Genomic DNA, 26,214 nt, shown 5'->3' with positions numbered 1-26,214 from the left:
TGTGCCCTCCCGGCGCGACTACGGGCTCTTGCGGTCCGCCTGGAAGACGGACCTGTTCGCCGGAATCACAGTAGGCATTGTGGCCCTCCCCCTGGCCCTGGCCTTCGGGGTGAGCTCCGGCGTCGGGGCGGAGGCCGGACTCATCACCGCGGTGGTGGCCGGACTGGTCGCCGCCGTCATGGGCGGATCCAACGTCCAGGTCTCCGGCCCCACCGGCGCCATGGTGGTGGTCCTGGCCCCGGTGGTCGCCGCCCACGGCGTCGGCAGCGTCGCGCTGGTCTCGGTGCTGGCCGGACTGCTCGTCATGGTCCTGGGAGTGAGCGGACTGGGCCGCGCCGTCGCGTTCATCCCCTGGCCGGTCGTGGAGGGTTTCACGCTCGGCATCGCCGCCATCATCTTCCTCCAGCAGGTGCCCCTGGCCACGGGCACGGCGGGAACGCCCGGCCACAACACTCTCATGGCGGCCATCGAGAGTGCGTCACAGGCAACCATGCCAACCGTGCTGCAGACGCTCGCTGTGGTGGCGGGCGTCGCGGCCCTGATGTACCTGCTGCCCAGGCTCAACAAGTCCCTGCCTGCGAGCCTGATCGCGGTATTGCTCACCACCGTGGCGGCAGAGCTGCTGGCGCTGGACATACCCCGGATCGGCGCACTTCCGCACTCCCTGCCGGCGCCCTCCATGCCCTCTGTGGATCCGGCCGCACTGGGCGGCCTGCTGATGCCTGCCGTCTCCATCGCGACGCTCGCCGCCATTGAATCTTTGCTCTCGGCCCGGGTGGCCGCCGGCATGGTGGGGCCGGACGGCCGTCCGTCCGGCCCATACAGCCCGGACCGGGAACTCACCGGGCAGGGGCTGGCCTCGATCGCCGCCGGATTCTTCGGCGGCATGCCCGCCACGGGCGCGATCGCCCGGACGGCCGTGAACGTCCGTTCCGGCGCCAAGACCAGGCTCTCCGCGGTAGTGCACGCCCTGGTGCTGCTGGCCATCATCTATTTGGCGGCCGGACTCGTCGGACGGATCCCGCTGGCGGCGCTGGCCGGCATCCTCATGGTCACGGCCACACGCATGGTCTCGCGGCACACGGTAACGGCGATCCTCCGGTCCACCCGCGCCGACGCGGCGGTGTTCGTGATCACGGCCCTCATCACCGTCGCCTTCGACCTCATTGTGGCAATCCAGATCGGACTCGCCGCGGCAGCCGTGTTCACGCTGCGGGCATTCGCGTCCCTGAGCGGAGTCCGGCGCGAGGACATCCCCGGGCCGACGGTTCCGGGAGACGAGCACATCGCCATTTTCCGGCTGGACGGGGCCATGTTCTTCGGCGCCGCGGAACGGGTCCTGCAGGAGATCAGCCAGGTCAAGGACGTCCAGGTGGCCATCATCCGGCTGTCGCAGCTGCGGATGCTGGACGCCACGGGTGCCCATGCGCTCGTCGAGGTGATTTCGGCGCTGGAGCTGCGCGGCGTCACGGTCCTGCTGAAGGGTGTCCAGCCGCAGCATCTGGAGCTCGTGACCAATGTGGGGGTCATCCGCTCACTGCGGCATCACAAGCACCTGTTCACGTCCCTTCCGGACGCTGTGGAGCATGCCCGGAGCCATGTGGTGCGGAACGCGGCTGCTAGCGTTTGAGGTTCTTCCGGATTGCCTGGCCGCGGACCACGAGCCCGGCAATGTGCAGGATCAGGCCCAGCCCAATCACCGCCAGCGAGGCGAGGGCAAGGGCCTGGTTGCCGGTGCTGTTGCCGACCACACTGAGGGTGATGCCGAGGGCGATCAGGCCCATGGCACTGAAGACGAGCACCTTGTAGGCGGTTGACGCGGTGGCCCAGAATTCGTTCAGCACCGTGCCAGTCTACCGGGGCGCGCCGGCGCCGCCGCGATCCGCAAAATTCCTGGCGACACTCAGAATGCCTGGCGACGCGGGAATACGGGCGCGTCCGGTAATTTGCGCGTCGCGGGGCAATTTCAGCGTCAGAACAATGTTTCCTGCACGGCCGGGACGTCCGAGCCGTGGTCCCCGAGTTCGATCATCCGGGCCTTGAGCTGCCCCAGGTTCACCACGAATTCCAGTTCGCTGCCATCCAGCGCCGCCAGCGCAATGCTGCCGCTCAGCGAATCGACCCGGAACCCGTGCGTTCCGGTCCCCAGGTCGTGGGGGTAGGCATGCCGGGCGGCCGGGGCGCAGGCGTTGGCAGAGAGCTCCGGCCGGACCCACCGCTCATCCACCACTTCAAAGCCCTCCCCGCCGGCACCGGCGAGCAATGTCCGGACCACCCCTGCCAGCCGCCCGTTCACGGCATCGAGTTCGACGGCGGCTGCCGGTGCCACGAGCGCAGCCGCTTTGGCGGCGGCGCGGACCTGCTGCGGCAGCCCGGTGTCGCGCGTGACCATGTCCTCAAGGATGCGGACCACGCGGCCGTCCTCGGCTCGGGCGACGTACCGGGCGACCACAGCGCCCTGCTCGGCGAGCCGGTTCCATTTGCGCGGGTGGGACACGGTGCCGACCTTGCTGGCCCCGTTGGCGAAGGTGGCGACGTAGAGCCAGTGCGGCTGCATCAGGTACGCGCGCAGGCCCGGCGGGACCCTGCCGCCGCGGTGGAAGTCGTGGATAAGCCGGGAGTCGTCCAGCACGAAGCACCGTTCGCACTGGCTGCCCTTGGTGGCGGCAGCCCGGGCGGGGCAGAGGACGTGGTCCCGGTCCGCCGGGCCGTGGACCACGTGACGCCCGAGGCAGTGCTTCCCGTTGGCGGCGAGCCGGAAACCGAGCCGGGTGCCGGCGTCGAGCGCCAGTTCGGTGAGGGTGCCGTCAGGGTCCTGCAGGCGCATCACCGGGAGCCCTCCGCCGGGCTGTCCAGGTCCGGGCGCGGGAACCGGCGCCGGACCATCCCAAAAGACCCCGTGAACCAGATAGCGGGTATCGGTCACGGGGGCTCCTTGAGTGGTGTGTGGCTACAGAGCCGGCTGCACGCCAAAGGCTACCGCGAGCTTCATGATCTTCTCGGCGCGGCCCAGGCGCGGCAGGTCGGAGCCGTCGCGGATGACGCGGCCGCTGGCCTCGAAGTCGGCCATGAAGTCCGTGGCCCACGCGACGTCGGACGGCGTGGGGCTGATGACCTCGTTGATGACCGGCGTCTGGTCGATCGCGAGGCAGAGCTTCCCGGTCATCCCCATCATCACGGTGATGCCGGTCTGTTCGCGCAGGATCGGGTGGTTCGTGCCGACGGTGGGGCCGTCGATGGGGCCGGGCAGGTTGCCGACACGGCTGGCCACCACCAGCTTGGCGCGGGGGTAGGCCATGGCTTCGGCGGTGGCCGCCATGCCGGTGTCGCGGCGGAAGTCGCCCGAACCGAAGGCCAGGCGGAAGGCGCCCTGGGCCTTCGCGATGTTGTTGGCTTCCTCGATGCCGACGGCGGACTCGACCAGGGGGATGACCGGGGTCTTGCCGTCCATCCGGTGGAAGCTCTCCGTGACCTGGTCGGCCGATTCGGTTTTGGCCAGCATGATGCCCAGCAGGCCGGGAGTGCCGCGCAGCCCGGCAAGGTCGTCGGCCCAGAACGGGCTGGTGGCGTCGTTGATCCGGACCCACGCGCTGCCGCCGGCGGTCAGCCAGTTCACGACGTTGGCGCGGGCGATGTCCTTCTGGGAGGGGTCCACCGCGTCTTCGATGTCGAGGATGATGGCATCGGCCCGGGAGACGGCGGACTGGTCGAAGAGATCGGTCTTCATCGCGTTCACCAGCAGCCAGGAGCGGGCGATGTCGGCCGGGATGTTGCGCTGGGGCCGAAGTGATTCGGCGGTGGTGGTAGAAGTCATGCATCTACGCTAGCCGCCCGGGGGCACTTGCCGCTAAGCGATCCGGCCCTCAGGGGCGACCATTACGACCAAAATCACGTCCCTGTCCAACCAGCTGGCAGCAGAAGCCGTTTTCAGGACTCCAAACGGCCTCGCCTGCCAGCTAGTCGGGTGGGTTACGGCGGGACTGGCTAGGGGATGTTGCTTCCCCTGGCCGCGACCCAGAGGCCGTACCACTCGGCGCGGGTCATCGCCGCGGCGGCCTCGGCGGCACCGGCGCAGGCGAGGATCCTGTCCGGGTTGGCGGTGCCGATCACGGGCGCAATCCCGGCTGGGTGCTTCATGAGCCAGCCCAGCACGATCGCCTCCCCCGTGGTCCCCTTCGCGGCGGCCAGGGCGGCCACACGGGCGCTGGTGGCCTCCTCTGCCGGCGTCGGCACGGCCGCCGGCGCCCCGGTGTACAGGCCGCGGGCCAGCGACCCGTATGCCTGCAGCCGGATACCGTTCCGGGCGCAATGCTCCACGGTGCCGTGCGGGAAGCTGTAGTCCGTGCCCTCAGCGTGGTTGACCAGCACCGTGCTTTCGAGCCAGGCCCGCTTCAGCAGGCTCATTTCGAGCTGGTTGCCCACCACGGGCACCTCGAGCCGGTCCTGCAGCATCTCGATCTGCGGGCCCGACATGTTGGACACGCCCACTGCCCGCACTTTGCCCTCGGCCATGAGCTGCCCGACGGCGGATGCCACCTCCGCCGGATCCATCAGGGGATCGGGGCGGTGCAGCATGAGCACGTCGACGTAGTCCGTGCGGAGCCGGGCCAGGCTTTCGTTGACCCGCGCCAGGATGCCGTCCCGGCTGAGGTCGTAGTAGGCCTCCAGGCCCTGCTCGCCCAGCCGGATGCCGCATTTGGTCTGCAGCCGGATCTTCTCCCGCAGCCCGGGGGTCCGGGCCAGGACCTCGCCGAAGACGGCTTCGGCTTTGCCCTTGGTGTAGATGTCAGCGTGGTCAAAGAGCGTGATGCCCGCGCTCATGGCGGCGTCGACGGCGGCGGCCGCCTCGTCCACGTGCGCGGACGAGTACGGCTCCGCCGACCAGTTCCCGCCCAGGCCCATGCAGCCGTAGACGAGTTCCTGGGGAAGGGTCCCGTCGAGGGCGGCCGCGCCGGACGAATCCTTCGGTGCGGGCCTCACCGCAGCCAGACGGTGGTGTTGGCCGGCAGCTGTCCATCTTCCAGCGGGCCGCTGCTGACCAGCACCTCGCCGGCAGGCAGGTCAACCGGTGCGTCGCCGAAGTTGGTCACCGTCTGCCAGCCGCCGGGACGGCTGAAGCGCAGGACGTCGGCGCTGCCGGCTTCCTGCCATTGCAGTTCCTCCGAGGTCTGCAGTTCGCGGCGCAGCTTCAGGGCCTTGCGGTAGAGCTCGAGGGTGGAGCCTTCCACGCCGTCCTGGGCTGCCACGGCGTAGCGGCCGAACCAGGCCGGCTGGGGCAGGTGCGCCCCGCCGGCGCCGAAGCCGAACGAAGTGCCCTCCGGAGCCCACGGCAGCGGCACGCGGCAGCCGTCGCGGCCGATCTCTACGCCCTTGTTCCGGAAAAAGGTGGGGTCCTGGCGCTCGGCGTCGGGGATCTCGGTGACTTCCTGCAGGCCCAGTTCCTCGCCCTGGTACAGGTAGGCCGAACCCGGCAGGGCCAGCATCAGCAAGGTGGCGGCGCGGGCCCGGCGCAGGCCGAGTTCGACGTCGAGCTCTTCGACAGGGGCGCCGGCCAGCAGCCAGCCCTTGCCGTCCTGGCCCTGGGCGTGCTTGCCGCCGCCCTGGGGCAGGCCGTAGCGGGTGGCGTGGCGGACGACGTCGTGGTTGGAGAAGACCCAGGTGGAGGAGGCCCCGGATTCCGTGGCCTCGGCGAGGTTCCGGGCGATGATTTCGCGGAACTCGCCGGCGTCGAAGTCGGCCTGCAGGAGGTCGAAGTTGAACGCCTGGCCCAGGCCCTCCGGGCTGGCGTAGCGGGCGCGGCGGGTGGCGTGCACCCAGGCCTCGGCGACGGCCGTGCGCGGCGGGTTGTACTCGTTGAACACCTCGCGCCATTCGGCGTAGATCTCGTGGACTTCGTCGCGGTCCCAGAACGGGTGCGAGCCGTCCGGGAATCCGTCCGTGCCCGTGTTCGCGGCGCTGAGCTCCACCTTGGAGATCAGCGGCTCGGTGAGGTCCTTGGTCAGCGCGTGGGCGACGTCGACGCGGAAGCCGTCCACGCCGCGGTCGGACCAGAAGCGGAGTGTCTTGAGGAAGTCGTCACGGATTTCGCGGTTGGCCCAGTTCAGGTCCGGCTGTTCCTTGGCGAAGATGTGCATGTACCACTGGCCGGGTGTGCCGTCGGGCTCGGTGATGCGCTCCCAGGCGGGGCCGCCGAAGACGGACTCCCAGTCCGAGGGCGGGAGCTCGCCGTTTTCGCCGAGGCCGTCGCGGAAGATGTAGCGTTCGCGGGCGGCGGATCCGCGCGGGGAGGCCAAGGCCTCCTGGAACCATTCGTGCCGGTTCGAGGAGTGGTTGGGGACGATGTCGGCGATCAGCTTGATGCCGGCGGCGTGCAGCGCGGCGGACATCTCGTCGAAGTCCGCCAGGGTGCCGAGCTTGGGGTCCACGTCACGGTAGTGGTCGACGTCGTAGCCGCCGTCGGCAAGCGCCGAGGGGTAGAACGGGGAGAGCCAGACGGCGTCGATCCCGAGTTCCTTCAGGTACGGCACCTTGGCGGTGATGCCCTTGATATCGCCCAGGCCGTCACCGTTGGAATCGGAAAAGCTCCGCGGGTAGATCTGGTACACCGATGCCTGGCGCCACCAGTTGGGGTCGGCGGCGAGGTCGGAACCGGACAGGGTTGCCAGCGTGGCGGTGTTGGTCAAAGGAGATTCCTTCGGGTCTGGGAGGGCTTCTGGTAATTTAGATACAAGCTAAATATATTGCCTGAACAATTATGGGTCCGGGGACAGAAGAGGTCAAGAAGTGATGCCGCACGCAGCCGCCGCCACGCCGCAACTGCTGCGCCGCGTCAACGCCCAGGCCGTGCTGCGCCACATCCGCGGCGCCGACGTTGCCACCGGAACCGAGCTCATGGCCCTGACCGGGCTTACCCGGGCCTCGGTGATTGCCGTCTGCGAGGACCTGATCGGCCGGGGCTGGATCGTGGAGCTGGACCAGCCCCGCAATGAACCCCATGCTGGCCGGGGCATGCCCCCAGTTCCGCGAAAGGGCCGCCCTGCCCGGCGCTTTGCCTTCAACCGGGAGGCGGGCTTCGTGCTGGGCCTCGACATTGGCGCCGCGACCACCACCGCCGCCGTGGCCGACCTCCGCGGCAGGGTGATCGGCCGCTCCAGCGGGAGCTTCCGCGCGGCGGACATCCCCGCCCTTGAGCGGATCGGCGTCGTCGATCTCGCCTGCCGCAAGGCGCTGGAAGCGGCGGGAGCAGACCCGGGCAGGGTTCTGGCCGTCGGCGCCGGGATCGCCGCACCGGTGGACCGGGACGGCAACGTCCTCGTGACGCAGCGGTTTTGGAGCCTGTTCGACGTCGGGCTCCGCTCAGCGCTGAAGGAGCTGCACGGCTGGACCGTGCTCCTGGAAAACGACGCCAATCTGGCCGCGCTCGGTGAGCGCTGGCGCGGGTCCGGCGTGGGCGTGGACGATCTGGTGGTGCTTTTGGCGGGCGAACGGCTGGGCGCCGGAGTGATGGAGTCCGGGCGCCTGCTCCACGGCCGCGGCGGGGCCGCCGGCGAGATGGGCTATCTGGACATGGTGGAGGGCGTCGGCTCCAGCGACGGCATCGCGGCCCTGGTGAGGCAGTGGTCCGCGGCAGACGGTGGGCCATCCGCGGGCGGTCCGGCCAGCGCGCCGCGCGTCTTCGCGGACGCGGCCGCCGGGGACGCGGCGGCGCTGGCAATCCTGGACCGGATTTCGGAGCGCATGGCGCGCGTCATCGCCTCGATCGCGAGCCTGATCAACCCCGAGCAGGTGGTGATCGGCGGTGCCGTCGCCGAGTCCGCCGGCGTGCTCCTGCCGGGCATCACAGCGCTGCTCCCCCGCTTCACGGCGACTCCCCCGCGAGTGACGGTCTCGCCTCTGGGCGACGCGATCGTCACGGCAGGCGCGGTCCGGCATGCCCTGGACTACGTCGAGGCGAATGCCCTGGAGCTGGCCCTGCCCGCGCCGGCCTGATCCGGCGTGATCCCCCAGGTCCGGCCTGATCCTTAGTCCGGCATGATCATGGTGCGCAGGTCCAGCTGCCGCAACACCCGGTCCGCGACTTCCGGGTCCATGCCCGGTTCGTGCCGGGCCGCCACGACTTCCTGGCGGGCCGCGTCGAGGGCGATTGTCTGCACGGCAATCGCCAGTTCGCGGCCGCGTTGGCGCTGCTCCCCCGCGCTTTCATTCTTTAGGCTCCCGTCCAGCAGCTCGGCATGCAGCCGGGTCATTTTCTCCTTCACCAGCGCCACCTTCTCCGCCGGCAGTTCCTTCATCAGCTCGTTGTCCTTGAGCGCGGCGATCGCTGCCTGTTGCGCTCGGCGGGCCAGCATGCGGGCGGCGTCGCGTTCTTCCGAGCCGTCCTCGGACGCTTTCAGGACTCGCATGAGCCACGGCAGCGTCAGCCCGGGCAGCACCAGGGTGGCCAGCAGGACCGCGCAGGCGATCACCAGCAGCTCGCTCCGGGCCGGGAACGGCGTGCCGTCCGAAATCGTCAGCGGAAGGGCCAGCGCCAGCGCCAGCGCCAGGGTGGCCAGGCCGCGCATGCCGCACCAGGTCAGGATCAGCACGTCCTTGGCCGAGGCAGGGCGCAGGACGTCCATCCTGGCCCTGGACAATCCGGACATCATAGCCAACCAGGCGAAACGGGCGGCGAACACGAGGACGCACACAACCGCGGCCGTCCCGATCATGCCGAAAACGGCGCTGCCTTCCTCATGGATGACCTGCCGTACTTCCAGCCCCACCAGCCCAAATGCCAGGCCGGTGATCAGCAGTTCCACGACGTCCCAGAACGCGGTGCGGGTGACTCTCTCCGCGGCGTCCCCGGGCCTGGAGTGGCGTTGGATTTCCAGGGCGGTGACGACGACGGCGATCACCCCGGAGGCGTGCAGCTCCTCGGCCAGGATGTAGGCGGCAAACGGCACCACGAGGGTGACGGCGCTGCGGGCCACCATGGAGGTCACGAGGCGGGTGATCAGGCTCGTGAACCAGCCCATGCCGATCCCCAGGACCACCGCGATCGCGGCTCCGAGGACAAACTGGGGGACGACGTCGGAGGCGATCTTGGTGCCGGCTACGGCGGCGGCCACGGCTGCCTGGAAGATGACGATGGCGGCGGCGTCGTTGAAGAGGCCCTCGCTCTGGAGCACGTTGATGAGCCGCCGCGGCATATGGACTCGGCTGGCGATGGAGTCCACGGCCACGGGATCGGGCGGAGCCACCATGGCGCCCAGGGCGATCGCGGCCGGAATGCCGATGCCCGGGATCATGAGCCAGGCCGCGCCGGCCACCACCGCCGTCGAGACCACAACGAGTGCGACGGCGAGCACGAGCAAGGTGCGCCAGCGGACCTGGAAAACGGCCCAGGAACTGCGCTGGGCCGTCGCGAACAGCAGCGGCGGCAGGAAGATGGGCAGGATCAGCTCGGGCGAGATCTGGATCTCCGGGAAGCCCTATCGAGGTCAGCGGTGCCGGGATTCCGGTGCTGGGCCTAGGGTTGCAGGGCTGCCGCGAGCGGGAGGGTGCCGTCCCGGAACTCGATGGTGCGCCCGATCGTGCCGGGCAGCCCGAGGACCGCCGCCGCCACCAGGGCGACGTTGGCGCGGGCGGTTGCGGTGCCGTCCGACGTATCGGCGGGGTCGACGTCGATCATCCCGTTGCCGGGTCCGGCGGTCAGCGTGCCGGGCCCCAGAATGGTCCAGTCAAGGCCTGAGCCGCGCAGGTAGGCATCCGCCGCGGCCTTGGCCTCGGCGTAGGCGAAGAAGCCGTTGTCGGCGGGGACCCCGTGGTCCGGCCCGGCGCCGAAGTAGGAGACCATGACGTACCTGCTGACGCCGGCTTCGGCAGCGGCGTCCATCGAACGGATCGCGGCGTCCCGGTCCACGGCGTAGGTCCGTTCGGGGCTGCCGCCGCCGGCCCCGGCAGAGAACACCAGGGCGTCGTGGTTCCGCAGGGCATCGGCGATCTGCGCCGTCGTCGCGTTCTCTACGTCCAGAAGCGTCGGCGTGGCCCCGGTGGCCGCGACGTCGGCCGCATGGTCCGGGTTGCGGATGAAGGAGGTGACCTCCTGCCCGTCCGCCGTCAGGATCCTGGACAGTTCCAAAGCCACCTTGCCGTGGCCGCCGATGATTGCGATTCGCGTCATGGACCCATTCTGTCCCACCTGCTGGCGAACTGCTGCCCCATGGTCCAGAGGTTGGTGGTGGTCCAGTAGATCAGGACGCCGATGGGGAACACGATGCCGCCCAGGCCGAAGACGATCGGCAGGCCGTACAGAAGCACCTTTTGCTGGCGCAGGAAGGGGCTCTCCAGGGCCTCGTCGGACAAGGTCCTGGCCATGATCTTCTTCTGCGTGATGAACTGCGCGGCCGTCATGGCCAGGATCATCACGATGGAAAGGACCCACACCGAAAGTTGGCTGGTGCCGCTGCCGTGCAGCAGGGATGCGGACAGCGGGGCGCCGAAAATGGTGGACTGGTCGAACTGATTGACCTGCTCGGCGCTCATGGCACCGATTCCTTCGCCCTGGCCGGCCGCGGTGCTGATGCCGGAGAGCACCTGGAACAGCGCGAAGAAAAAGGGCAGCTGAATCAGCATGGGCAGGCAGGCCGAGAACGGGTTGGTGCCGTGCTTCTTGTACAGGGCCATCTGTTCCTGCGCCATGGCCTGGCGGGACGGCGGATCGGTCTTGCCCTTGTACTTCTCCTGCAGCTTCCTCAGGTCCGGCTGCAGCAGTCCCATGCGCTGCTGGGCATTGACCTGCTTGAGGAACACCGGGATCAGGGCGGCACGGATCACCAGCACCAGCCCGATGATGGACAGGGTCCACGTCCAGCCACTGGCCGCCGGCAGGCCGATGGCGCTGAGTCCGTCATGGAAGCCCGCCAACATGGCCGAGACCAGCCATCTGAACGGGCCCATGATGGTACCGAAGAAGTCCACTGGTATCCCCAACCGTCAGGTGCTGCAAAACTACGGTGAAACGGGCCGCTTGTCACGGGCTCAAGCTGCGTGAGGGCATGAGACCGGGAAACTCAGCCGGACCCGAACCGCCGGGTGGTGGCATGATGGGCGCATGAGCCAAGTCACATGCGATCTGACTATCTCCCTCGACGGATTCGTCGCCGGCCCGAACCAAAGCCTGGCGGACCCCCTGGGCGAGGGCGGAGAGCTCCTGCACAGGTGGCAGTTCGAGGAACCCGAGTCCAACGCAGCCGAGCGCGAAGGCATCCTCGCGGCAGGCGCCTACATCATGGGACGGAACATGTTCGCAGGCCCTGGGGCATGGGACGAGGGATGGCGGGGATGGTGGGGTGAGGATCCGCCCTATCACGCACCCGTGTTCGTGCTCACCCATCATGCACGAGAGCCCCTGGAGATGCAGGGCGGCACCACGTTCAACTTCGTGACCGATGGGATCGAATCGGCGCTGGCCCAGGCGCGGAAGGCCGCCGGCAGCAAGGATGTGGCCATTGCCGGAGGAGCGCAGACCGTCCGCGAATACCTTTCGGCGGGGCTGATCGACGAGCTGCGGCTCCACATCTCGCCCATCCTCCTGGGAGCGGGCGAGCGGCTGCTGGACGGCGTCGCGAACCTCAAGCTTGAGCCGACGGAAGTGAGCGGTACCCGCCTCGTCACCCACGTGCGTTATCGGGTAATCCGCTGACAAGCTGACCGGGGAAACCAAGAGGCGGCGTTCGGAAAACCTCAATCCCATGGAGACAGAAAGACCCCCGGAATCTCAAGGATTCCGGGGGTCTCGGTTCATCCGCAGGAGGCATCCCAGGCGTCAGCGGCCTGTGTCATTGTGCGATGCGCGCCCCGCTGGTCCGGGAGACGGTGGTGTATCCGAACCGGGAGCCCGTGACGCGGACGGTGATCTTGTTACCCTTGTCTGCGGTCCGGACCTTGTAGGTCGAATACCAGGCTCCGGAGATCGGGACGCCGTTGCGCAGCCAGCGGTACGTGAAGGCAGTGCCCCAGCTCCAGGTTCCCCGCTTCACGGTCAGGACATTCCCGGCCGTGAGGGTGCCGGCAATCGTCGGCGTGGCCGAAATCAGGGGCAGACCAGCCACCCTCGCCGAAGCGTTGATCGTCTGGTACATGCCGCCCGTTGCAGTCGGGTTCACGTAGGCCGAGAGCTTCGTGCCGGCGTCGGCCTTCGTCAGGACGTAACTCCAGCCGTAGGCCCCGGCGATCTGGACGCCGTCGCGCAGCCACATTACGTCCGAAGTGATCCCCGCCCGGTCATACCAGGGGTCGGGAGTCACGGTCACCTTCGACCCGACGGTCAGGGTCCCGCTAATGGCCCGCGTCGACTCACGGGCGGTCACGGGCTTGGGGGCGGTGACTTTTACCCAGGCGGTGGTGTAGCCCGGGGCGGAGGCGGTCACAAGGACGGAGAGGGTACTGCCAATTTGGGGCTGGTCCGGGGTGAAAGTCGGGCCGCTGACCGGTTTCTCCCGGCCTGGGACCACCCAGTCGTAGGTGACGGTCAGTTTATCGGCCGGTGCGGACCAGGTGCCGGCCGATACCTTCATCACAGAGCCGGTCACGGCGTCCCCGCTCACGACCGGTTTGGTGACGTTCGTCAGCTGCTTCAGCTCCACCCCCGCGGCCGCCGGCACAGCCACCCGGTTGGAGTAGGGATGGGTGCCGTCGTATGCAAGTTCCTCGGTCCTCAGGACCAGGGTGTGGCCCTGGTCCTTGGCCGTGATCGTGTAGGTCAGCGCGGTGGCTCCGGCAATCGCGACGCCGTCGCGCAGCCACCTGTAGTGATGTTCGAACGGTCTGAAAGCCCAGGGAACATCATCAGCGCCGGTGAGGACGTCCCCCAGGCCGGTGCCGCCGGTGACCACGGTGGCGGGAGTTGGGTTGTAGTTGGAAACGTTTTCCGCTTTGGAGGTCCCGGTGCCCGGATTGAACCCGGGAGCGTGACCGGTGACCCGGACGCTGAGCAGCCCCGTCGGACCCCAGCCCGTCGCGTCGAACATGCGCGCGGTGGCATCCGGGATGGGCTTGCCGTCACGGAGCCACTGGTACTGGAAGTGGATGACCGGAGCGCCCCTAAAAGTCCCCGAACCGTACACGAGCACGCCGGGCATATCCGGGTTGGTGCTCGGTGTACCGAAACTAACGTTCTCCGCAACGAGAGACGGGACGGCGCCGCCGGCGTTCGTGACGGGGGCGGTTTTAGCGGACTGCAGGGTCGTCTTTGCATAGCCCGGGGCTGCCGCCGTGGTCTTGACCCGGATGCCCTTGCCGAGATCCGCCGTGGTGAGCAGATAGGTGGGGCCGGTGGCGCCCGGGACGGGCACATCGTTGCGCAGCCACTGGTGCGCGAGCGTCGCGTCGGCGGGATCCCAGTCACCGTCAACAACGGTCAAGGTGCTGCCGACCTGGAGGGCACCGCCGATGCCGGGGGTTCCGTTTTTGCTGGTCACTACGGCGCCACTGACCTCCACCGGGTACGGATGCCCGTCCGGTGCCGTGCAGAATCTGACGGAGTCGACGACCGGGCCGCAGGGATCGGCGGGGGCCGGCGGAATGGCATGCATCAACTCATCGGCCTGGGCCGGAACGGCGAGGCCGGCAAGCGAGAGCGCGGCGAGTGCCCCGGCGATGCCGAGGCGGATGGCCTTCTTGTTCAATTTTCCCCCAGTCTTTGAGCCGGTTCCCGGCTCCCCCGTCGCCGAGTGTACTGCCCAGTAACCGTTTTCGGCAATGTTTGCGCAGGTCAGGGCCCCGGGATCTCGGTATCACGCGATTTGGGTCACGCGACATTTGCTGGCACAGCGGATACTCCTGCAGGAACGGAGCCAGCCTCTCCTGCATGGCCTTGAAATTCCATCCGTACATATATAGCGCTGTTTCCTGAGGTCCTTGCCAGTGACTGCTCACGATCCCCAACCCCTCCAGCAATCGACCGCATTCTCGTAGACATGATTGGAGTCGCAGTCCCGATACACATCGTCTGGAAGGTCGGTGCCGTTGAGGTAGAGGGCCAATCCTTCATGTGCGCCGAAATCGATTCGACGGTCTTGGTCTGACACGTACAGGGTGGAACCTTGGGCGCGAGCATTGTGGCAAGGGTTCCGGATACGGCATCGACCGTCACATCGGACAGTTCGTCAATTTCGATATCGCACTCAGTAACCTCACCGTTGGCCGCCATTTGGGTTCCCCCGCCAACGACGCGGATTCCGAACGAGACCTGCTCCGGGAACGCACCAATGTTGGGCTTGCAGCGGCGCGTGCACGCGGCCGCAACGGAGGCCGACCCAAACTATTGGACAGCGCCAAGGTCAGCAGGGCGAAGCAGTTGCACGCGGCTGGCGTCAGGAGCCCCCGAGAGACCGCGGACGCGGTAGGCGTCTCGGTTGCTACGCTGTACCGCCACCTAGCCAAGTGAAGCCCTGACACGAGAAAGCCCCCGGTTTATGCCGGGGGCTTTCTCGTACACGGGCAACGGTGTCGGTGAAGTAGCATGCCCGTGGGCCGCAGGCGCACCATCCGACCCGCCGCCTGCCAACGAGGCCAGGACCCCATCGGGACGCGCACGTGACAGGCCCCTTCTTGCAGCGATGACGGTTCCGCCCGGCGGGCGGGCTTTCGACAACTTCGTTGATGCTAACGCCGCGACGAGCGAGGCGGCCGCAGTCGCTACCCGGGAACTGCACCCTCGTACAGGGTGAGCTGGTTGCCCTGCTCCGCGAAGGCGTGGCCGACAATCGGCCCGTCGACCGAGCCGGTACGGACCCACATCGCGGCTTCGACAAAGCTATATGGATTGCTCCCGTAGGGCGGATAGCCCCAGGGCATCTCGTAGTTGTCGAAGACGTTCGTGAGGTACCAGGTCCCGAAGGTGCTGGTCAGTTGTACCTGAGTGGCGATGTTGCGCCCGCTCACCGGTGATTTCCAGGTCTTCAACGCTTTCCACTCCGCGTTGTTCCCCACGTGGAAGGTAAGGCTGCCCTCCGGTGTGCCGTTGGGCGTCCCAAACGAGTTGCGGCCGATCTCCAGAATCGGCTGGAGGGGAGCCGATCCGTTGGGCGCGCCGTACCACTGGCGCCAGGTGAAAACGGTGCCATCGTTGAACGTCAGCGCCCCCCAGGTATACGCAGTCGTCCACGGCTCCTTCCCGGAGTTGTAGTTCCCCCACTGGTGCTCAAACCAGATCGTGCCTGTGAGATGGCGGGTCTTACCGCCGATGGTGACGGTGCCCTTGCTGCTCGAAATCGGACCGGTGTAGTAGTAGGACAGTGAGTACAGGTTGGCCGGATCCAGGTTCTGCCCGTTCCAGGGGATGTTCTGATTCTCAAAGCCGGCAAGCCCTACCGGCATGTAGCCGTATGGTGACTGGGCCGTGTTCTCCATGTCCATGGCGAGGGGTGAGTTCCCGTTGTTTGCGGCAACACCCGTGAACTGGAAGCGCCACGTGTCCGGCTCGGCACGGTACACCGTGGTGAATTCCACGTTCTCGCCCTTGGCGTTGTACTGGAAGTCGTCCGGCGAGGTCGAGTCCGGCGGCCGTGTCGCCTGCAATGAGCCAACAGCAGTCGGCTGGTGTGACCAGACCAACTCCTGCTTGGCGAAGTCCCCGAACGAGAAGCTGACGCCTTGCTGCCACAGCGAGGGCCCCCCGGGAGCACTCGGGTTGTTCGTGATGTTGTAGAAAATGCCGAACTCTTCCCCGGTGTCGTCATCGGTGAAGAAGCCGGTCCAGTAGTGCCACTCCTGGACCTGGCCGGTGTCGAAGATTCCGCCCGTGTGCCATTTGTGGTCCTGCGGCAGGAGGTACAGGGCATGGCCGGAGACTTCCTGGAACGGGCCAGGCTCCCCGGGGGCTGCCGCGCTTGCCCGAGGAGCGACACCCGCCAACAGACCCGCCGTGGCGGCCATAGCCAGACCCGATCCCAAGACCCTGCGACGGTCGATTCCTGTTCCTGACGCGCGGGCGACGTCCGCACTTCCGCCCTCGATCACCGGGCGATGGTTCTGCTCTTTACTCTCATACATGGCTAAACCTCCTGGGGAAACCCCCACGGGCCTTCGTAGTCCGCGGTCGACTAATCGCGGATCCGTCGCGGGTCCGCGGCGCTGGTTGGCCGATCCGAACGCCGCGCATCAAGCGCTCCAAACGAGAGAATGCGGCTCCGGCCATCCGGTTCGAGCATTTCCCGCGAAACTTGGTGCGGCTACTGAACGGCCGCCGTTCACCATCCCGTACCGGCCTGCGATTGTGGTCAACGTCGGGATGAACACTTAGGAATCCAAGACTCAATCCTGCCTGGTGCGGCCGGGACCGGTACGGCCACGTTCGCAACCGTCACGTCAAGGTTCGCCCCGACCACCATCAATCCAGTAACACCTGCGGCGGCGCGCGGGCCGGCGCTTCGCGATTCACGTCGACCTCGGCCACGCCACGCTTCCACATGGCAACCTCCCGGGAAACCGTCAGCTCGAAGCATGCTCGGATCCCCCTCATCCAGCATTACGCCGGATGATATTGCAGGGCAAGACCCGCAAATTTCGAGTGGACCAGCTCAGCACAGATCAGGCGTCTCCGACCCGGGAGCTCATCGGCCCGGTGCGTGCTTTGGGTGCCGGATGCCGGATGCCGGATGCCGGATGCCGGATGCCGGATGCCGGATGCCGGATGCCGGAGACATTTTGCGGGATCTGGCCGACAATGACCGCGCCTCCGGGGTCGTCCTGAACGACGGACGTCCCGTCATGACCGATGCGAGGGAAACCGCAGCGCAGATCGCCCGCCCAAAGTTGTATTACGCCGCCAGTCGGCCCGTGACATGCCAACTCAGCCTTCCAACAGACAAGCCCGACGCTCAAGGGACGCCAGCCCCGTCCACTGACCTCGGTGGACCCCAGCGCCGCTCCATATAATTGTTGACCCGCCCTTGCACCCGTCCGGCGTATCCATTTTGTATCCATCGGTGAGAGAAGATGGTGGCTTTCTGGAGAAAGGGAGAGAAATCCCCATATCCGGCAGAGACTCCGGAAGACAGAAAGACCCCCGGAATCTCAAGGATTCCGGGGGTCTTGCCTGTAGCGGTGGGGAGGCTCGATCTCCCGACCTCACGATTATGAGTCGTGCGCTCTAACCAACTGAGCTACACCGCCATAAATGAGGAAAACCTGCGCTAAGCCGGTCAAAAACCGCCTTGACACAGGCCCTCATCCAGAGCCCCCCACCGGAATCGATCCGGTGACCTCGTTCTTACCAAGAACGCGCTCTACCACTGAGCTAGGGGGGCAACGAGTAAATACTCTACCGGAAGATTCGCCCACCAACAAATCGGCGGCCGGACGGCGTCGGACGGGCCGAAACCGACGGAAATCCGGGCTCCCAGCACGGTCCTGAGAGCCTAAAACGGCACCCCGGACCGGTCGGCCGCCGCGGCTGTGACGAAGCGAACACGGGGCGGAATGCTTAAAGCAAGAACGGGCCGGCTCAGGGAGCCGGCCCGTTCTCAGATAGTGCTAGTGGTTACCACTTGTTGCGGGGCTTGAAGCCGCCTTCGGTGCGAGGCTTGCGGGTGTCGGCACCGAAGGTGCGCTGCTCGGAGCGCTCGCTGAAGGAGCGGCCGCCACGGTCAGCGGAGGACCGCTCGCCGTCGCCCTTGCGGAATTCGCGCTTGAAGCCGCCGTTGCCCTTGAAGTTGCCGCTGCCACCGGAGTAGCCACCACGGTCCCCGCCGCGGTCGCCGCCACGGTTGCCCTGGTAGGCGCCGCGGTCCCCGGAGGGCTTGCGGCCGTTGTCGAGCTCGAGGTGGATCAGCTCGCCGCCGATCCGGGTGCGGGACAGGGCCTTCAGCTGATCGGCGCTGAGGTCCGCCGGGAGCTCCACGAGGGAGTGATCCGAGCGGATGTCGATGCCGCCGATCTGGGCCGAGGAGATGCCGCCTTCATTGGCAATGGCGCCAACGATGGAACCCGGCATGACGCGCTGGCGGCGTCCGACGGCGATCCGGTAGGTGGCGTTGCCCTCGGTCAGGGTGCGGGTCGGGCCGCGTGAGCCGAAGCCGTCCTTGGAGCGCTCGCGCTTCTGGAACTCGGGCGCTGCCGGCAGTTCCTTGACCAGGAGCGGCTGTCCGCCCTGGGCCATGACGGCCAGTGCGGCGGCGATCTCCGAGGCCGGCACGTTGTGCTCTTCCTCGTAGGAGGAGATGAGGTCGCGGAACGCGGCTACGTCCTCGGACTCGAGGGTCTCCGTGATGCGCTCGGCGAACTTGCCCAGGCGCAGCGTGTTGACGGTCTCGGCCGTGGGCAGGTGCATCTGCTCCACCGGCTGGCGGGTTGCCTTCTCGATGGAACGCAGCAGGTACTTCTCGCGCGGCGTCATGAACAGGATCGCGTCGCCGGAACGGCCTGCGCGGCCGGTGCGGCCGATGCGGTGGACGTAGGACTCGGTGTCGTGCGGGATGTCGTAGTTGACCACGTGGCTGACGCGCTCGACGTCCAGGCCGCGGGCGGCGACGTCGGTGGCGACAAGGATGTCGATCTTGCCGTCGCGCAGGGCCTCGACCGTGCGCTCACGCTGCTGCTGCGGGATGTCGCCGTTGATGGCGGCAGCCTGGAATCCGCGGGAGCGCAGCTTGTCGGCGAGGTCCTCGGTGGCCATCTTGGTCCGCACGAAGGCGATGACGCCCTCGAACTCTTCGACCTCGAGGATGCGGGTCAGCGCGTCGAGCTTGTGCGGGCCCATGACCTGCAGGTAGCGCTGGCGGGTGTTGGCGCCCGTGGTGGTCTTGGACTTGACCTGCACCTCGGCCGGGTTGTTCAGGTACTGCTTGGAGAGCCGGCGGATCTGGCTCGGCATCGTGGCGGAGAACAGCGCAACCTGGCGGCCCGCGGGGGTCTGCTGGAAGATCTGCTCCACGTCTTCGGCGAAGCCCATGCGGAGCATCTCGTCGGCCTCATCCAGCACGAGGTACTGGAGTTCGGACAGATCGAGGGAACCCTTGGAGATGTGGTCGATGACACGGCCGGGGGTACCGACGACAACCTGGGCGCCGCGGCGCAGGCCGGCGAGCTGGGGGCCGTAGGCGGAGCCGCCGTACACCGGGAGGACGGTGAAGTCGTCGATGTGCTTGGCGTAGGAGGTGAAGGCCTCGGCAACCTGGAGGGCGAGCTCGCGGGTGGGAGCCAGCACCAGGGCCTGGGTCTTGCGGGAGGGGCCGTTGAGGTCGTGGAGCTCGGCCAGACGGGACAGTGCCGGTACTGCGAAAGCTGCAGTCTTACCGGTACCGGTCTGGGCCAGGCCCACGACGTCGCGGCCTTCGAGCAGCAGCGGGATGGTTGCTGCCTGGATCGGGGACGGCTTCTCGTAGCCGACGTCCTGCAGGGCAGCGAGGACACGGCCGTCGATGCCGAGGTCTACGAACTTGACGCCTTCTTCCTCGGCGTCCTCATCCTTGGCCGGGGCGGAAGTGGCCTCGGTCTTGGTGTCAGCCTGCGGGGCAGCCTCGGCGGCCGGTGCTACAAAGTTCGCAGGAGCCTCGGTGAATTCCGGGGCGGAGCCGGCTGCGGGTGCAGCCGTTTCAGAAGTCTCGACGTCGCTCTGAACGGTTTCGGTGTCGACGGAGTTGTTCTGATTTTCGGGCATAGGTGAAATTTCCTCATCCATAGGGGCCAAGCGGCACAACCCGAGGTGAGCGGAGCCGCAGTACGCGTGACACGAATTGCCGGGCGTACGTTGACCGGCGGGTCACATAGAAGTCCGGCGCTTTCGCAATCCCGTGGCAGGACTTCCCGCTGCATCTCTTGGCTGCTATCCCAGCAGTCTGTACAGCGTTTTCTTTTGCCGGCTCTCCCTATGAAAATGCCCGCATCACATTTGCGGGCCCCAACACTTGCCAGTCCTGCCTCAAGAATTGGGCAGGAATAAGGGATTTCCGGAGTGGGGGATATTTCAAGTGTAGGGCATGGATCAGAACAGTGGAAATTGAGAGGCCGACGGCGGACGGTGAGCTTGCGCACACCGGCGCACCAGTCCTAGACCCCGAGGCGGCGCTGCAGCTGCTCGAAGCCCTGGTGGTACTCGGGCTGCAGGCGGATCTGGCCGTCGGCGTCGGCGTCGCGCAGGGCCTCCATGTCCTCCAGGGTGGGATCGGTGAACCACTTGGCGATCGTCACCCCGTGCGCGGGGACAAAGAGCCGGTGGATGTGGTTCCCGGCTTCGATGTTGCCGGTCCGGACCACCCGGAGGTAGGTGCCCACCCGGCCCGCCTCGGTGAACCGCTTGACCCAGTGCGGCTCGCCCATCCGGCGCTGGAAGGTGGCGCAGGGGATGCGCGGGGAGGTGACCTCCACCTCGACGTCCAGTCCGATCTTCCAGCGTTCGCCGATCACGGCGTTGGAGGCGTTGAGGCCCGTGATCCGCAGGTTTTCGCCGAAGGTGCCCGGCGGCAGGTCCCGCCCGAGCTCGCCGGCCCAGTAGTCGGCGTCGTCCTGCGAATACGCGTAGAGTGCCTGGTCCTCGCCGCCGTGATGGATCCTGCTGGCCTGGACATCACCGCGCAGGCCGAGCTTGTGGACCCGCACCGGACCGTCCACGGGGCGCTTGTCGATCGCGGTGACCCCGACGCTGCCGGGATCATCGAGCAGCTGGTGAACCCTGCAGACAGCAAGCACAGATGCGGTTTCCATGGCACCAGTGTAGGCCTGCGCACGGCCGGGCACCGGACTCGGCTCGGGCACGCTGGCCCGGCCGGCACCGCAGACACGTGGAGCCCATCCATCGTCCGGGATCCGGAGGCCGGTTAGGCTGGCGTCGGGAAACGCACGCAAGCCTTCCGCGGGACAAACACGTCCCGCGGCCATACGTGAGGGGACGCATTTGGGCCGCAACGACGAGCACCCGGATAAGCACCCGGATAAGCAACGGCAGGACCGGAAGCAGCCTCCGTGGCAGGTTCCACAGCCCGAGCTGCGGCCCGAGCTGCAGAACCAGTCCGGCCAGCCCGCGCCGCCGGGGCTTCCGGCAGACACCGCTGCCCCCGGCGCCGTCTTTGACCCCTTCGCCCGGGAACGCGAGCGCGAACTGGCGAGCGCGGCCGCGCGGAGGAAACGCTCGCAGCGCCGCACCGTCGTCGTCGGGCTGGGCGTCACGGCGCTCCTGGCCGGCACTATCACCGCCATGGTGGCCAGCAACGAGGACGAGGCCGACTACGCCCAGGTGTGTTTCAACGACGGCACCGGCGAGCGCGTCGAGGACGCCCAGTGCAATAACAGCAGCACAGACGGCCGCAGCTCCGGCGTCTATGCCTGGTACTTCTACTCCCGCGGCGCCAGCGTGCCCGGGGTGGGCCAGAACCGGTCAGGCTACCCCAGCTACAGCAGGACTGTTCCCACCGGGGCCAAGGCGTCCACGGGATACAGCCGCACGGGCGGCACGGTCAGCAGGGGCGGCTTTGGCGGCAGCGCCAAGGGCGGAAGCACGGGAGGCTAGGGATGATACGACTGGGATCCGTGCCGAGGCCGGACTGGAAAGAGCACATCGAATCACAAGGCCTCGTCTTCTCCACCACCGCCCTGCCCGACGGCACGAACGTCGAGTACTGGCACGAGGGCGCCTACTACGAATTCACCATGGACGAAGTGGAGACTCTCGAACAGACGGCGGAGGACATGCACCGCATGTGCCTCGAGGCCGCAAAGTTCCTGGCCACCGGCGCCATGGGCGGGATCGGGATCGGGCCGCAGGCACTGGAGCTCGCGGCCGAATCGCTGCAGGCCGGCGATGTGGACGTCTACGGCCGCTTCGACTTCGTCTACGACGGCCGGGGTGGGCCGGCCAAGATGCTCGAATACAACGCCGACACCCCCACCGGGCTCATCGAGGCAGCCGTCGCCCAGTGGTTTTGGCTGCAGGACGTCTTTCCCGAAAAGGACCAGTGGAACGGCATCCATGAAGCCCTCATCAGGCAGTGGAAGAGAGTGCAGTACCGCACCGGCATGAGCACGCTCCACATCGCCCATTCCGAGGAGGAACAATCCGGCGAGGACTGGATGACGGCAGCCTATATGCGGGACGTCGCGGGCCAGGCCGGCTGGACCACGATCGGGATCAACATGTCCGACATCGGCTGGGACCCGAACCTCAACCGCTTCGTGGACCTGGACAACTTCATGATCAGCACCATGTTCAAGCTCTACCCCTGGGAACTGATGATGACGGAGCCGTTCGGGCACCGGCTGCTCCAGCGCGCCCACAATCCGCGCTGGGTGGAGCCCGCCTGGAAGATGCTCCTGTCCAACAAGGCCCTGCTCGCGGCGCTATGGCACCTGTACCCGGACCACCCCAACCTGCTACCGGCCTATCTCGACGGCCCGGGACCGCTCAAGGAGTGGGTGGCCAAGCCGCTGCACGGCCGCGAAGGGGACAACATCAAGATCCACGCCGCCGGCATCGACCTGGAACAGCCCGGCGACTATGGCCGGGAAGGCTGGTGTTACCAGCAGTTCCACGCCCTTCCCGATTTCGACGGCAACCGCCCGGTGCTCGGGCTCTGGGTGGTCGACGGCGAATCAGTCGGCTGTGGCATCCGCGAATCGGACGGGCCCATCACGGACTACTTCTGCCGCTTCGTTCCCAACACAATTGACGCGCCGGCCCCGCCGGTTCCGACCTCGAACCAGGCCCACTCCAGCAAGGCAGGTATCGCCCTATGAGCACCGAGACGACGACGGCCGGCGGCCCCGGGGCCCCCGCGGCAGTTCCCGCCAAGGGACTGCGGGCCGGGATCCTGGACCTCGGAGACTCCGTGATGCTGGGGTTGGCCTCCACCGCGCCGGTCTATTCGCTCGCGGCGACCCTGGGCCTGATCGTGGCGGTCAACGGCAATTACACTCCATTAATCCTGCTGCTGGGCTTCGTGCCCGTGCTCTTCATCGCCTTCGCCTTCCGTGAGCTCAACAGCGCCATGCCGGACTGCGGGACCACCTTCATCTGGGCCCGCCGGGCCTTCGGTCCATGGGCCGGCTGGCTGGGCGGGTGGGGCGTTGCCCTGGCGGGCGTCGTGGTCCTGGCCAACCTCGCACAGGTCGCCGGGCAGTACCTGTGGCTGCTGATCGGCGACGGTTCCCTGGCCGGGAACAGCCTGGTGGTCACCGCCACCGGCGTGCTGTTCATCGTGTTCATGACCCTGGTGAACTACCGCGGCATACGCCTCGGGGAACATGTCCAGCGGGTCCTGACCTACGTGCAGTACCTCTCGCTGGGCATCTTCGCCGTGGCGATTATTTTCAGGATCACGGGCGGAGTTCCCGGCGGGGCCGCAACCGGTCAGGCGTTCGATTTTGAGTGGTTCAACCCCGCCGGCGCCTTCGCCGATCCCGGCGCGGTGGTGCATGGTGCCCTGCTGGCACTGTTCATCTACTGGGGCTGGGACACCTGCCTCGCGGTGAACGAGGAGACCGAGAACCCCGGCACCACCCCCGGCCGCGGCGCCGTCATTTCGGCGCTTGTCCTCGTCGTAATCTACGTCTCCGTGGCCCTCCTGGTGATGATGTACGCCACAGTGGGCACGGACGGGATCGGGCTGGCCAACGAGGCCAACCAGAACGACGTCTTCCTCGCCATGAAGGACGTGGTGCTGGGCCCCTGGGGCTGGCTGATCGTCGTCGCCGTCCTGGCATCGGTGCTGTCCTCGACCCAGACCACCATCCTCCCTACCGCCCGCGGTACATTGTCCATGGGCGTGCACGGCGCCTTGCCTCCCAGGTTCGGCGAGGTCCACCCGCGCAATCAGACGCCGGGATATTCCACCCAGGTCATGGGCGCCGCGGCCGTTGCCTACTACGTCCTGATGAGCCTGGTGAGCGAGAACCTGCTCGCCGACTCGATCAGTTCAATCAGCTTGTTCATCGCTTTCTATTACGCCCTGACCGGCTTTGCCTGCGTCTGGTACTTCCGCGCGACCCTGCGCGGCTCGGCCCGGAACTTCTGGTTCCGTGGCGTCATGCCCCTGCTCGGCGCTTTCATGCTGACTGCGGCATTCTTCGTCTCGGCGGTGCAGATGTGGGATCCGGACTACGGTGATACGCAGATCTTCGGCGTCGGCGGGGCCTTCGTCAGCGGCGTGCTGCTCCTGGTACTGGGCGTGGCGCTGGCCGCCGTCTGCCGTTTCGCGCCGTCCACGCGGGGCTATTTCCTGCGGCACCAGCCCGCCGCGGCACGGACTCAGCCCGAGAGTACGGTGCGGCCGTAGGATGCTGGCATGAGCAACGAAGCTGGCATTCCCCACGATTCCGACGTTTCCGATGTCCTGGCGATCGATTCCCTGCTGAGCGCGGAGGAGCGCACCGTGCGCGAGCGCGTCCGCGATTTCACGAACCAGCGGATCCGTCCCGATATCGCCGGCTGGTACGAGGACGCCGTGTTCCCCCTGGAACTCGCCCCGGAACTTGGCGAGCTCGGCGTGCTTGGCATGCACCTGGAGGGCTACGGCTGCCCCGGCCGCTCCGCCGTCGAATATGGCCTCGCGGCCATGGAACTCGAGGCCGGCGATTCCGGCGTCCGCACGTTCGTCTCAGTGCAGGGCTCCCTCGCCATGACAGCCATCCACAAGTGGGGCTCCGAGGACCAAAAGCAGGAGTGGCTCCCCCGGATGGCCGCCGGCGAGCTGATCGGCGCGTTTGCCCTAACCGAGCCCACAGCCGGATCGGATCCGGCATCCATGACCACCTTTGCCCGCCCCGACGGGACCGGCAGCGACGCCGGCTGGATCTTGGACGGCGCCAAACGCTGGATCGGGCTCGCGTCCGTGGCGGATGTGCTGGTGGTGTGGGCCATGACCGACGACGGCGTGCGCGGATTCCTCGTCCCGGCCGGCACCGCGGGCGTCACCGCGACGCCGATCGGGCAGAAGCTTTCGATGCGCGCCTCCATCCAGTGCGACATCACGTTCGACGCCGTCCGGCTGGGCCCGGAGGCGCTGCTGCCGGCGGCGCGGGGGCTGCGGGGCCCCTTCTCCTGCCTGAACGAGGCCCGGTACGGGATCGCGTGGGGTGCGATGGGCGCCGCCCGGGATTCCTACGAGGCCGCCCTGGCCTATGCCCAGGAGCGGCTGCAGTTCGGCAAGCCGCTGGCCGGATACCAGCTGACGCAGGAGAAGCTCGTGAACATGCTCCTGGAAATCCAGAAGGGCACCCTGCTGGCCCTGCACCTGGGCCGGCTCAAGGACGCCGGCACGCTGCGTCCGGAGCAAATCTCGCTCGGCAAGCTGAACAACGTGCGGGAAGCGATCGCTATTGCCCGGGAGGCGCGCACCATCCTGGGCGGCAACGGCATCACGCTGGACCATTCCCCGCTGCGGCACGCCGCCAACCTGGAATCCGTCCGCACCTACGAGGGCACCGACGAGGTCCACACCCTGATCCTGGGCCAGCACATCACGGGTCTGCCCGCCTTCCGCTGAGCCCGAGGGGGCCCGCGCCCGCAGGGTTCCTTGACCGGGGGCCCACGCCGGCTGGGCCATCCGGCGACGAAGAACTGGACCGTGCGGCCGCCTGGATCCCGCGAAGACGATCCCTGTCGTGCGATACGTATGAGGCCAGTGATACAAGTGGTGACTGCTGAGTTTCCGCGTAGCCAGCACTCGTGTTCTCCCTGGGGCGCATTCGTAGAGTGGTGCCATCGCAACCGATCCGACGGGTCGGCACAGGATACCGGGTGAGGGGGACATCATGGGTCTCAGGGCCAAGTCAGGCGCGTGGACGCTCGGCGTCTTTCCGGCACGTCACGCCGCGGCGGACGTGAACGACCAGGATTTTTCCAGCGCTGACCAGGGACCCCGCAAGTACCGTGCCCGCATCGCCACGGCACGCGTTCTGGACAGCAACCGACTTCAAGAGAGCGCAGGAACACCCCAATCCTGGAGGTTCCACGACTTCGTCAGTACATCCCAGCTCATGCTTCCCCACCGGGTCGAAAAGGTCCACCGAGCCTTGACCGTCGGGGACTGGGAGGAGGCGCGCCTCGCCGCCCATAGTCTGTCCTGGTCCGCATCCATGGCCGGTGCCTGCCGGCTCCAACTCATAGCCGAGCTCATTGATGCCGACCTCCAGTCCGGGCGCAACGCCCGTGCACGCGAGACGGCCTGCCTCCTCCGAAGCGCCGCCACCGAACTGGCAACAGCCCTCGCCCTGCTGACCGCCGACTGACCGGATCCGGGG

At 67.4% G+C, this 26,214-nt stretch carries 20 protein-coding genes, 2 tRNA genes and 2 pseudogenes; 10 read left to right on the top strand and 14 right to left on the bottom strand.

Features of this window, described 5'->3' with window-relative positions; genetic code table 11:
- Nucleotide 1: 1 nt before the first annotated feature.
- The gene (locus MRBLAR12_RS09285) at nt 2-1,630 is read left to right on the top strand and encodes a SulP family inorganic anion transporter (RefSeq protein WP_364745975.1); all 1,629 of its coding nucleotides are present in this window, start codon (nt 2-4) and stop codon (nt 1,628-1,630) included.
- Here MRBLAR12_RS09285 and MRBLAR12_RS09280 read toward each other — a convergent pair.
- From MRBLAR12_RS09280 to MRBLAR12_RS09260, 5 genes are all read right to left on the bottom strand, one after another.
- A complete protein-coding gene (locus MRBLAR12_RS09280) occupies nt 1,620-1,844 on the bottom strand; it encodes a DUF3188 domain-containing protein (protein WP_229992494.1) in 225 nt (74 codons plus the stop codon). The two genes, MRBLAR12_RS09285 and MRBLAR12_RS09280, sit on opposite strands and share 11 nt — an antisense overlap.
- A gap of 128 nt (nt 1,845-1,972) precedes the next feature.
- Nucleotides 1,973-2,926: a DUF2797 domain-containing protein gene (locus MRBLAR12_RS09275; RefSeq protein ID WP_364745448.1), complete on the bottom strand. Its 954-nt coding sequence runs from the start codon at nt 2,924-2,926 to the stop codon at nt 1,973-1,975.
- Between the two features lie 24 nt (nt 2,927-2,950).
- Complete coding sequence (locus MRBLAR12_RS09270) at nt 2,951-3,814, bottom strand: HpcH/HpaI aldolase/citrate lyase family protein (protein WP_229992492.1); 864 nt, start codon at nt 3,812-3,814, stop codon at nt 2,951-2,953.
- Nucleotides 3,815-3,984: 170 nt separating this feature from the next.
- Nucleotides 3,985-4,980, bottom strand: a complete 996-nt coding sequence (locus MRBLAR12_RS09265) for an aldo/keto reductase (RefSeq protein WP_364745445.1) — start codon at nt 4,978-4,980, stop codon at nt 3,985-3,987.
- The gene (locus MRBLAR12_RS09260; protein ID WP_364745442.1) at nt 4,977-6,683 is read right to left on the bottom strand and encodes a glycoside hydrolase family 13 protein; all 1,707 of its coding nucleotides are present in this window, start codon (nt 6,681-6,683) and stop codon (nt 4,977-4,979) included. Before MRBLAR12_RS09260 ends, MRBLAR12_RS09265 begins: the two co-directional genes overlap by 4 nt.
- Nucleotides 6,684-6,786: 103 nt before the next feature.
- Here MRBLAR12_RS09260 and MRBLAR12_RS09255 point away from each other — a divergent pair, with 103 nt between their 5' ends.
- A complete protein-coding gene (locus MRBLAR12_RS09255; protein ID WP_364745439.1) occupies nt 6,787-7,989 on the top strand; it encodes an ROK family protein in 1,203 nt (400 codons plus the stop codon).
- A gap of 32 nt (nt 7,990-8,021) precedes the next feature.
- Here MRBLAR12_RS09255 and MRBLAR12_RS09250 read toward each other — a convergent pair whose 3' ends face one another.
- From MRBLAR12_RS09250 to yidC, 3 genes and pseudogenes are all read right to left on the bottom strand, one after another.
- Nucleotides 8,022-9,440 carry a cation:proton antiporter gene (locus MRBLAR12_RS09250; RefSeq protein ID WP_364745972.1) on the bottom strand — a complete coding sequence of 473 codons (1,419 nt, stop codon included), beginning with the start codon at nt 9,438-9,440 and terminating at the stop codon, nt 8,022-8,024.
- Nucleotides 9,441-9,508: 68 nt separating this feature from the next.
- A complete protein-coding gene (locus tag MRBLAR12_RS09245; RefSeq protein ID WP_229992488.1) occupies nt 9,509-10,162 on the bottom strand; it encodes an NAD(P)H-binding protein in 654 nt (217 codons plus the stop codon).
- Between the two features lie 26 nt (nt 10,163-10,188).
- A pseudogene (gene yidC / locus MRBLAR12_RS09240) lies at nt 10,189-10,959 on the bottom strand (membrane protein insertase YidC); the annotation flags it as partial.
- Nucleotides 10,960-11,092: 133 nt separating this feature from the next.
- Between yidC and MRBLAR12_RS09235 the strand changes: the two are divergent.
- The gene (locus MRBLAR12_RS09235; protein WP_364745436.1) at nt 11,093-11,683 is read left to right on the top strand and encodes a dihydrofolate reductase family protein; all 591 of its coding nucleotides are present in this window, start codon (nt 11,093-11,095) and stop codon (nt 11,681-11,683) included.
- A 136-nt stretch (nt 11,684-11,819) separates the two neighbouring features.
- Here the strand turns inward: MRBLAR12_RS09235 and MRBLAR12_RS09230 are convergent, their stop codons facing one another.
- Nucleotides 11,820-13,667: a hypothetical protein gene (locus tag MRBLAR12_RS09230; RefSeq protein ID WP_364745433.1), complete on the bottom strand. Its 1,848-nt coding sequence runs from the start codon at nt 13,665-13,667 to the stop codon at nt 11,820-11,822.
- Between the two features lie 545 nt (nt 13,668-14,212).
- On the opposite strand from MRBLAR12_RS09230, the pseudogene MRBLAR12_RS23735 reads away from it, so the two are divergent.
- Both MRBLAR12_RS23735 and MRBLAR12_RS23730 read left to right on the top strand, forming a co-directional pair.
- Nucleotides 14,213-14,308: pseudogene (locus tag MRBLAR12_RS23735) on the top strand (recombinase family protein); the annotation flags it as partial.
- On the top strand, nt 14,306-14,428 hold the full coding sequence (locus MRBLAR12_RS23730) for a helix-turn-helix domain-containing protein (protein ID WP_414645497.1): 123 nt from the start codon (nt 14,306-14,308) through the stop codon (nt 14,426-14,428). The pseudogene MRBLAR12_RS23735 and the gene MRBLAR12_RS23730, both read left to right, overlap by 3 nt.
- Before the next feature lie 251 nt (nt 14,429-14,679).
- Here the strand turns inward: MRBLAR12_RS23730 and MRBLAR12_RS09220 are convergent, their stop codons facing one another.
- The 5 genes from MRBLAR12_RS09220 to MRBLAR12_RS09200 form a co-directional block, all read right to left on the bottom strand.
- On the bottom strand, nt 14,680-16,035 hold the full coding sequence (locus tag MRBLAR12_RS09220) for a lipocalin-like domain-containing protein (protein ID WP_229992484.1): 1,356 nt from the start codon (nt 16,033-16,035) through the stop codon (nt 14,680-14,682).
- A gap of 1,048 nt (nt 16,036-17,083) precedes the next feature.
- A tRNA-Met gene (locus MRBLAR12_RS09215) sits at nt 17,084-17,157 on the bottom strand.
- A gap of 62 nt (nt 17,158-17,219) precedes the next feature.
- A tRNA-Thr gene (locus tag MRBLAR12_RS09210) sits at nt 17,220-17,291 on the bottom strand.
- A gap of 233 nt (nt 17,292-17,524) precedes the next feature.
- Entirely contained in the window at nt 17,525-19,642 is a 2,118-nt protein-coding gene (locus tag MRBLAR12_RS09205; protein ID WP_364745427.1) for a DEAD/DEAH box helicase, read from the bottom strand.
- A 389-nt stretch (nt 19,643-20,031) separates the two neighbouring features.
- Nucleotides 20,032-20,685, bottom strand: coding sequence for an MOSC domain-containing protein (locus tag MRBLAR12_RS09200; protein WP_229992482.1), 654 nt, complete (start codon nt 20,683-20,685; stop codon nt 20,032-20,034).
- 190 nt (nt 20,686-20,875) lie between these two features.
- Between MRBLAR12_RS09200 and MRBLAR12_RS09195 the strand changes: the two genes are divergently transcribed.
- The 5 genes from MRBLAR12_RS09195 (at nt 20,876) to MRBLAR12_RS09175 (ending at nt 26,202) form a co-directional block, all read left to right on the top strand.
- A complete protein-coding gene (locus MRBLAR12_RS09195) occupies nt 20,876-21,487 on the top strand; it encodes a Tat pathway signal protein (protein ID WP_229992481.1) in 612 nt (203 codons plus the stop codon).
- Between the two features lie 2 nt (nt 21,488-21,489).
- Nucleotides 21,490-22,710, top strand: coding sequence for a glutathionylspermidine synthase family protein (locus MRBLAR12_RS09190; protein WP_229992480.1), 1,221 nt, complete (start codon nt 21,490-21,492; stop codon nt 22,708-22,710).
- Nucleotides 22,707-24,248 carry an APC family permease gene (locus MRBLAR12_RS09185; protein WP_229992479.1) on the top strand — a complete coding sequence of 514 codons (1,542 nt, stop codon included), beginning with the start codon at nt 22,707-22,709 and terminating at the stop codon, nt 24,246-24,248. Before MRBLAR12_RS09190 ends, MRBLAR12_RS09185 begins: the two co-directional genes overlap by 4 nt.
- A gap of 9 nt (nt 24,249-24,257) precedes the next feature.
- The gene (locus tag MRBLAR12_RS09180) at nt 24,258-25,457 is read left to right on the top strand and encodes an acyl-CoA dehydrogenase family protein (protein WP_229992478.1); all 1,200 of its coding nucleotides are present in this window, start codon (nt 24,258-24,260) and stop codon (nt 25,455-25,457) included.
- 268 nt (nt 25,458-25,725) lie between these two features.
- A complete protein-coding gene (locus MRBLAR12_RS09175) occupies nt 25,726-26,202 on the top strand; it encodes an Hpt domain-containing protein (RefSeq protein WP_364745422.1) in 477 nt (158 codons plus the stop codon).
- The last annotated feature ends 12 nt before the right edge of the window (nt 26,203-26,214 follow it).

This window comes from Arthrobacter sp. LAR12-1-1.1 (genome assembly GCF_040676555.1).
In the GTDB taxonomy this organism is placed as follows: Bacteria; Actinomycetota; Actinomycetes; order Actinomycetales; family Micrococcaceae; genus Arthrobacter.
Note: the sequence above shows the minus strand (reverse complement) of the source record. Positions and strands in the feature narration are given on the sequence as shown.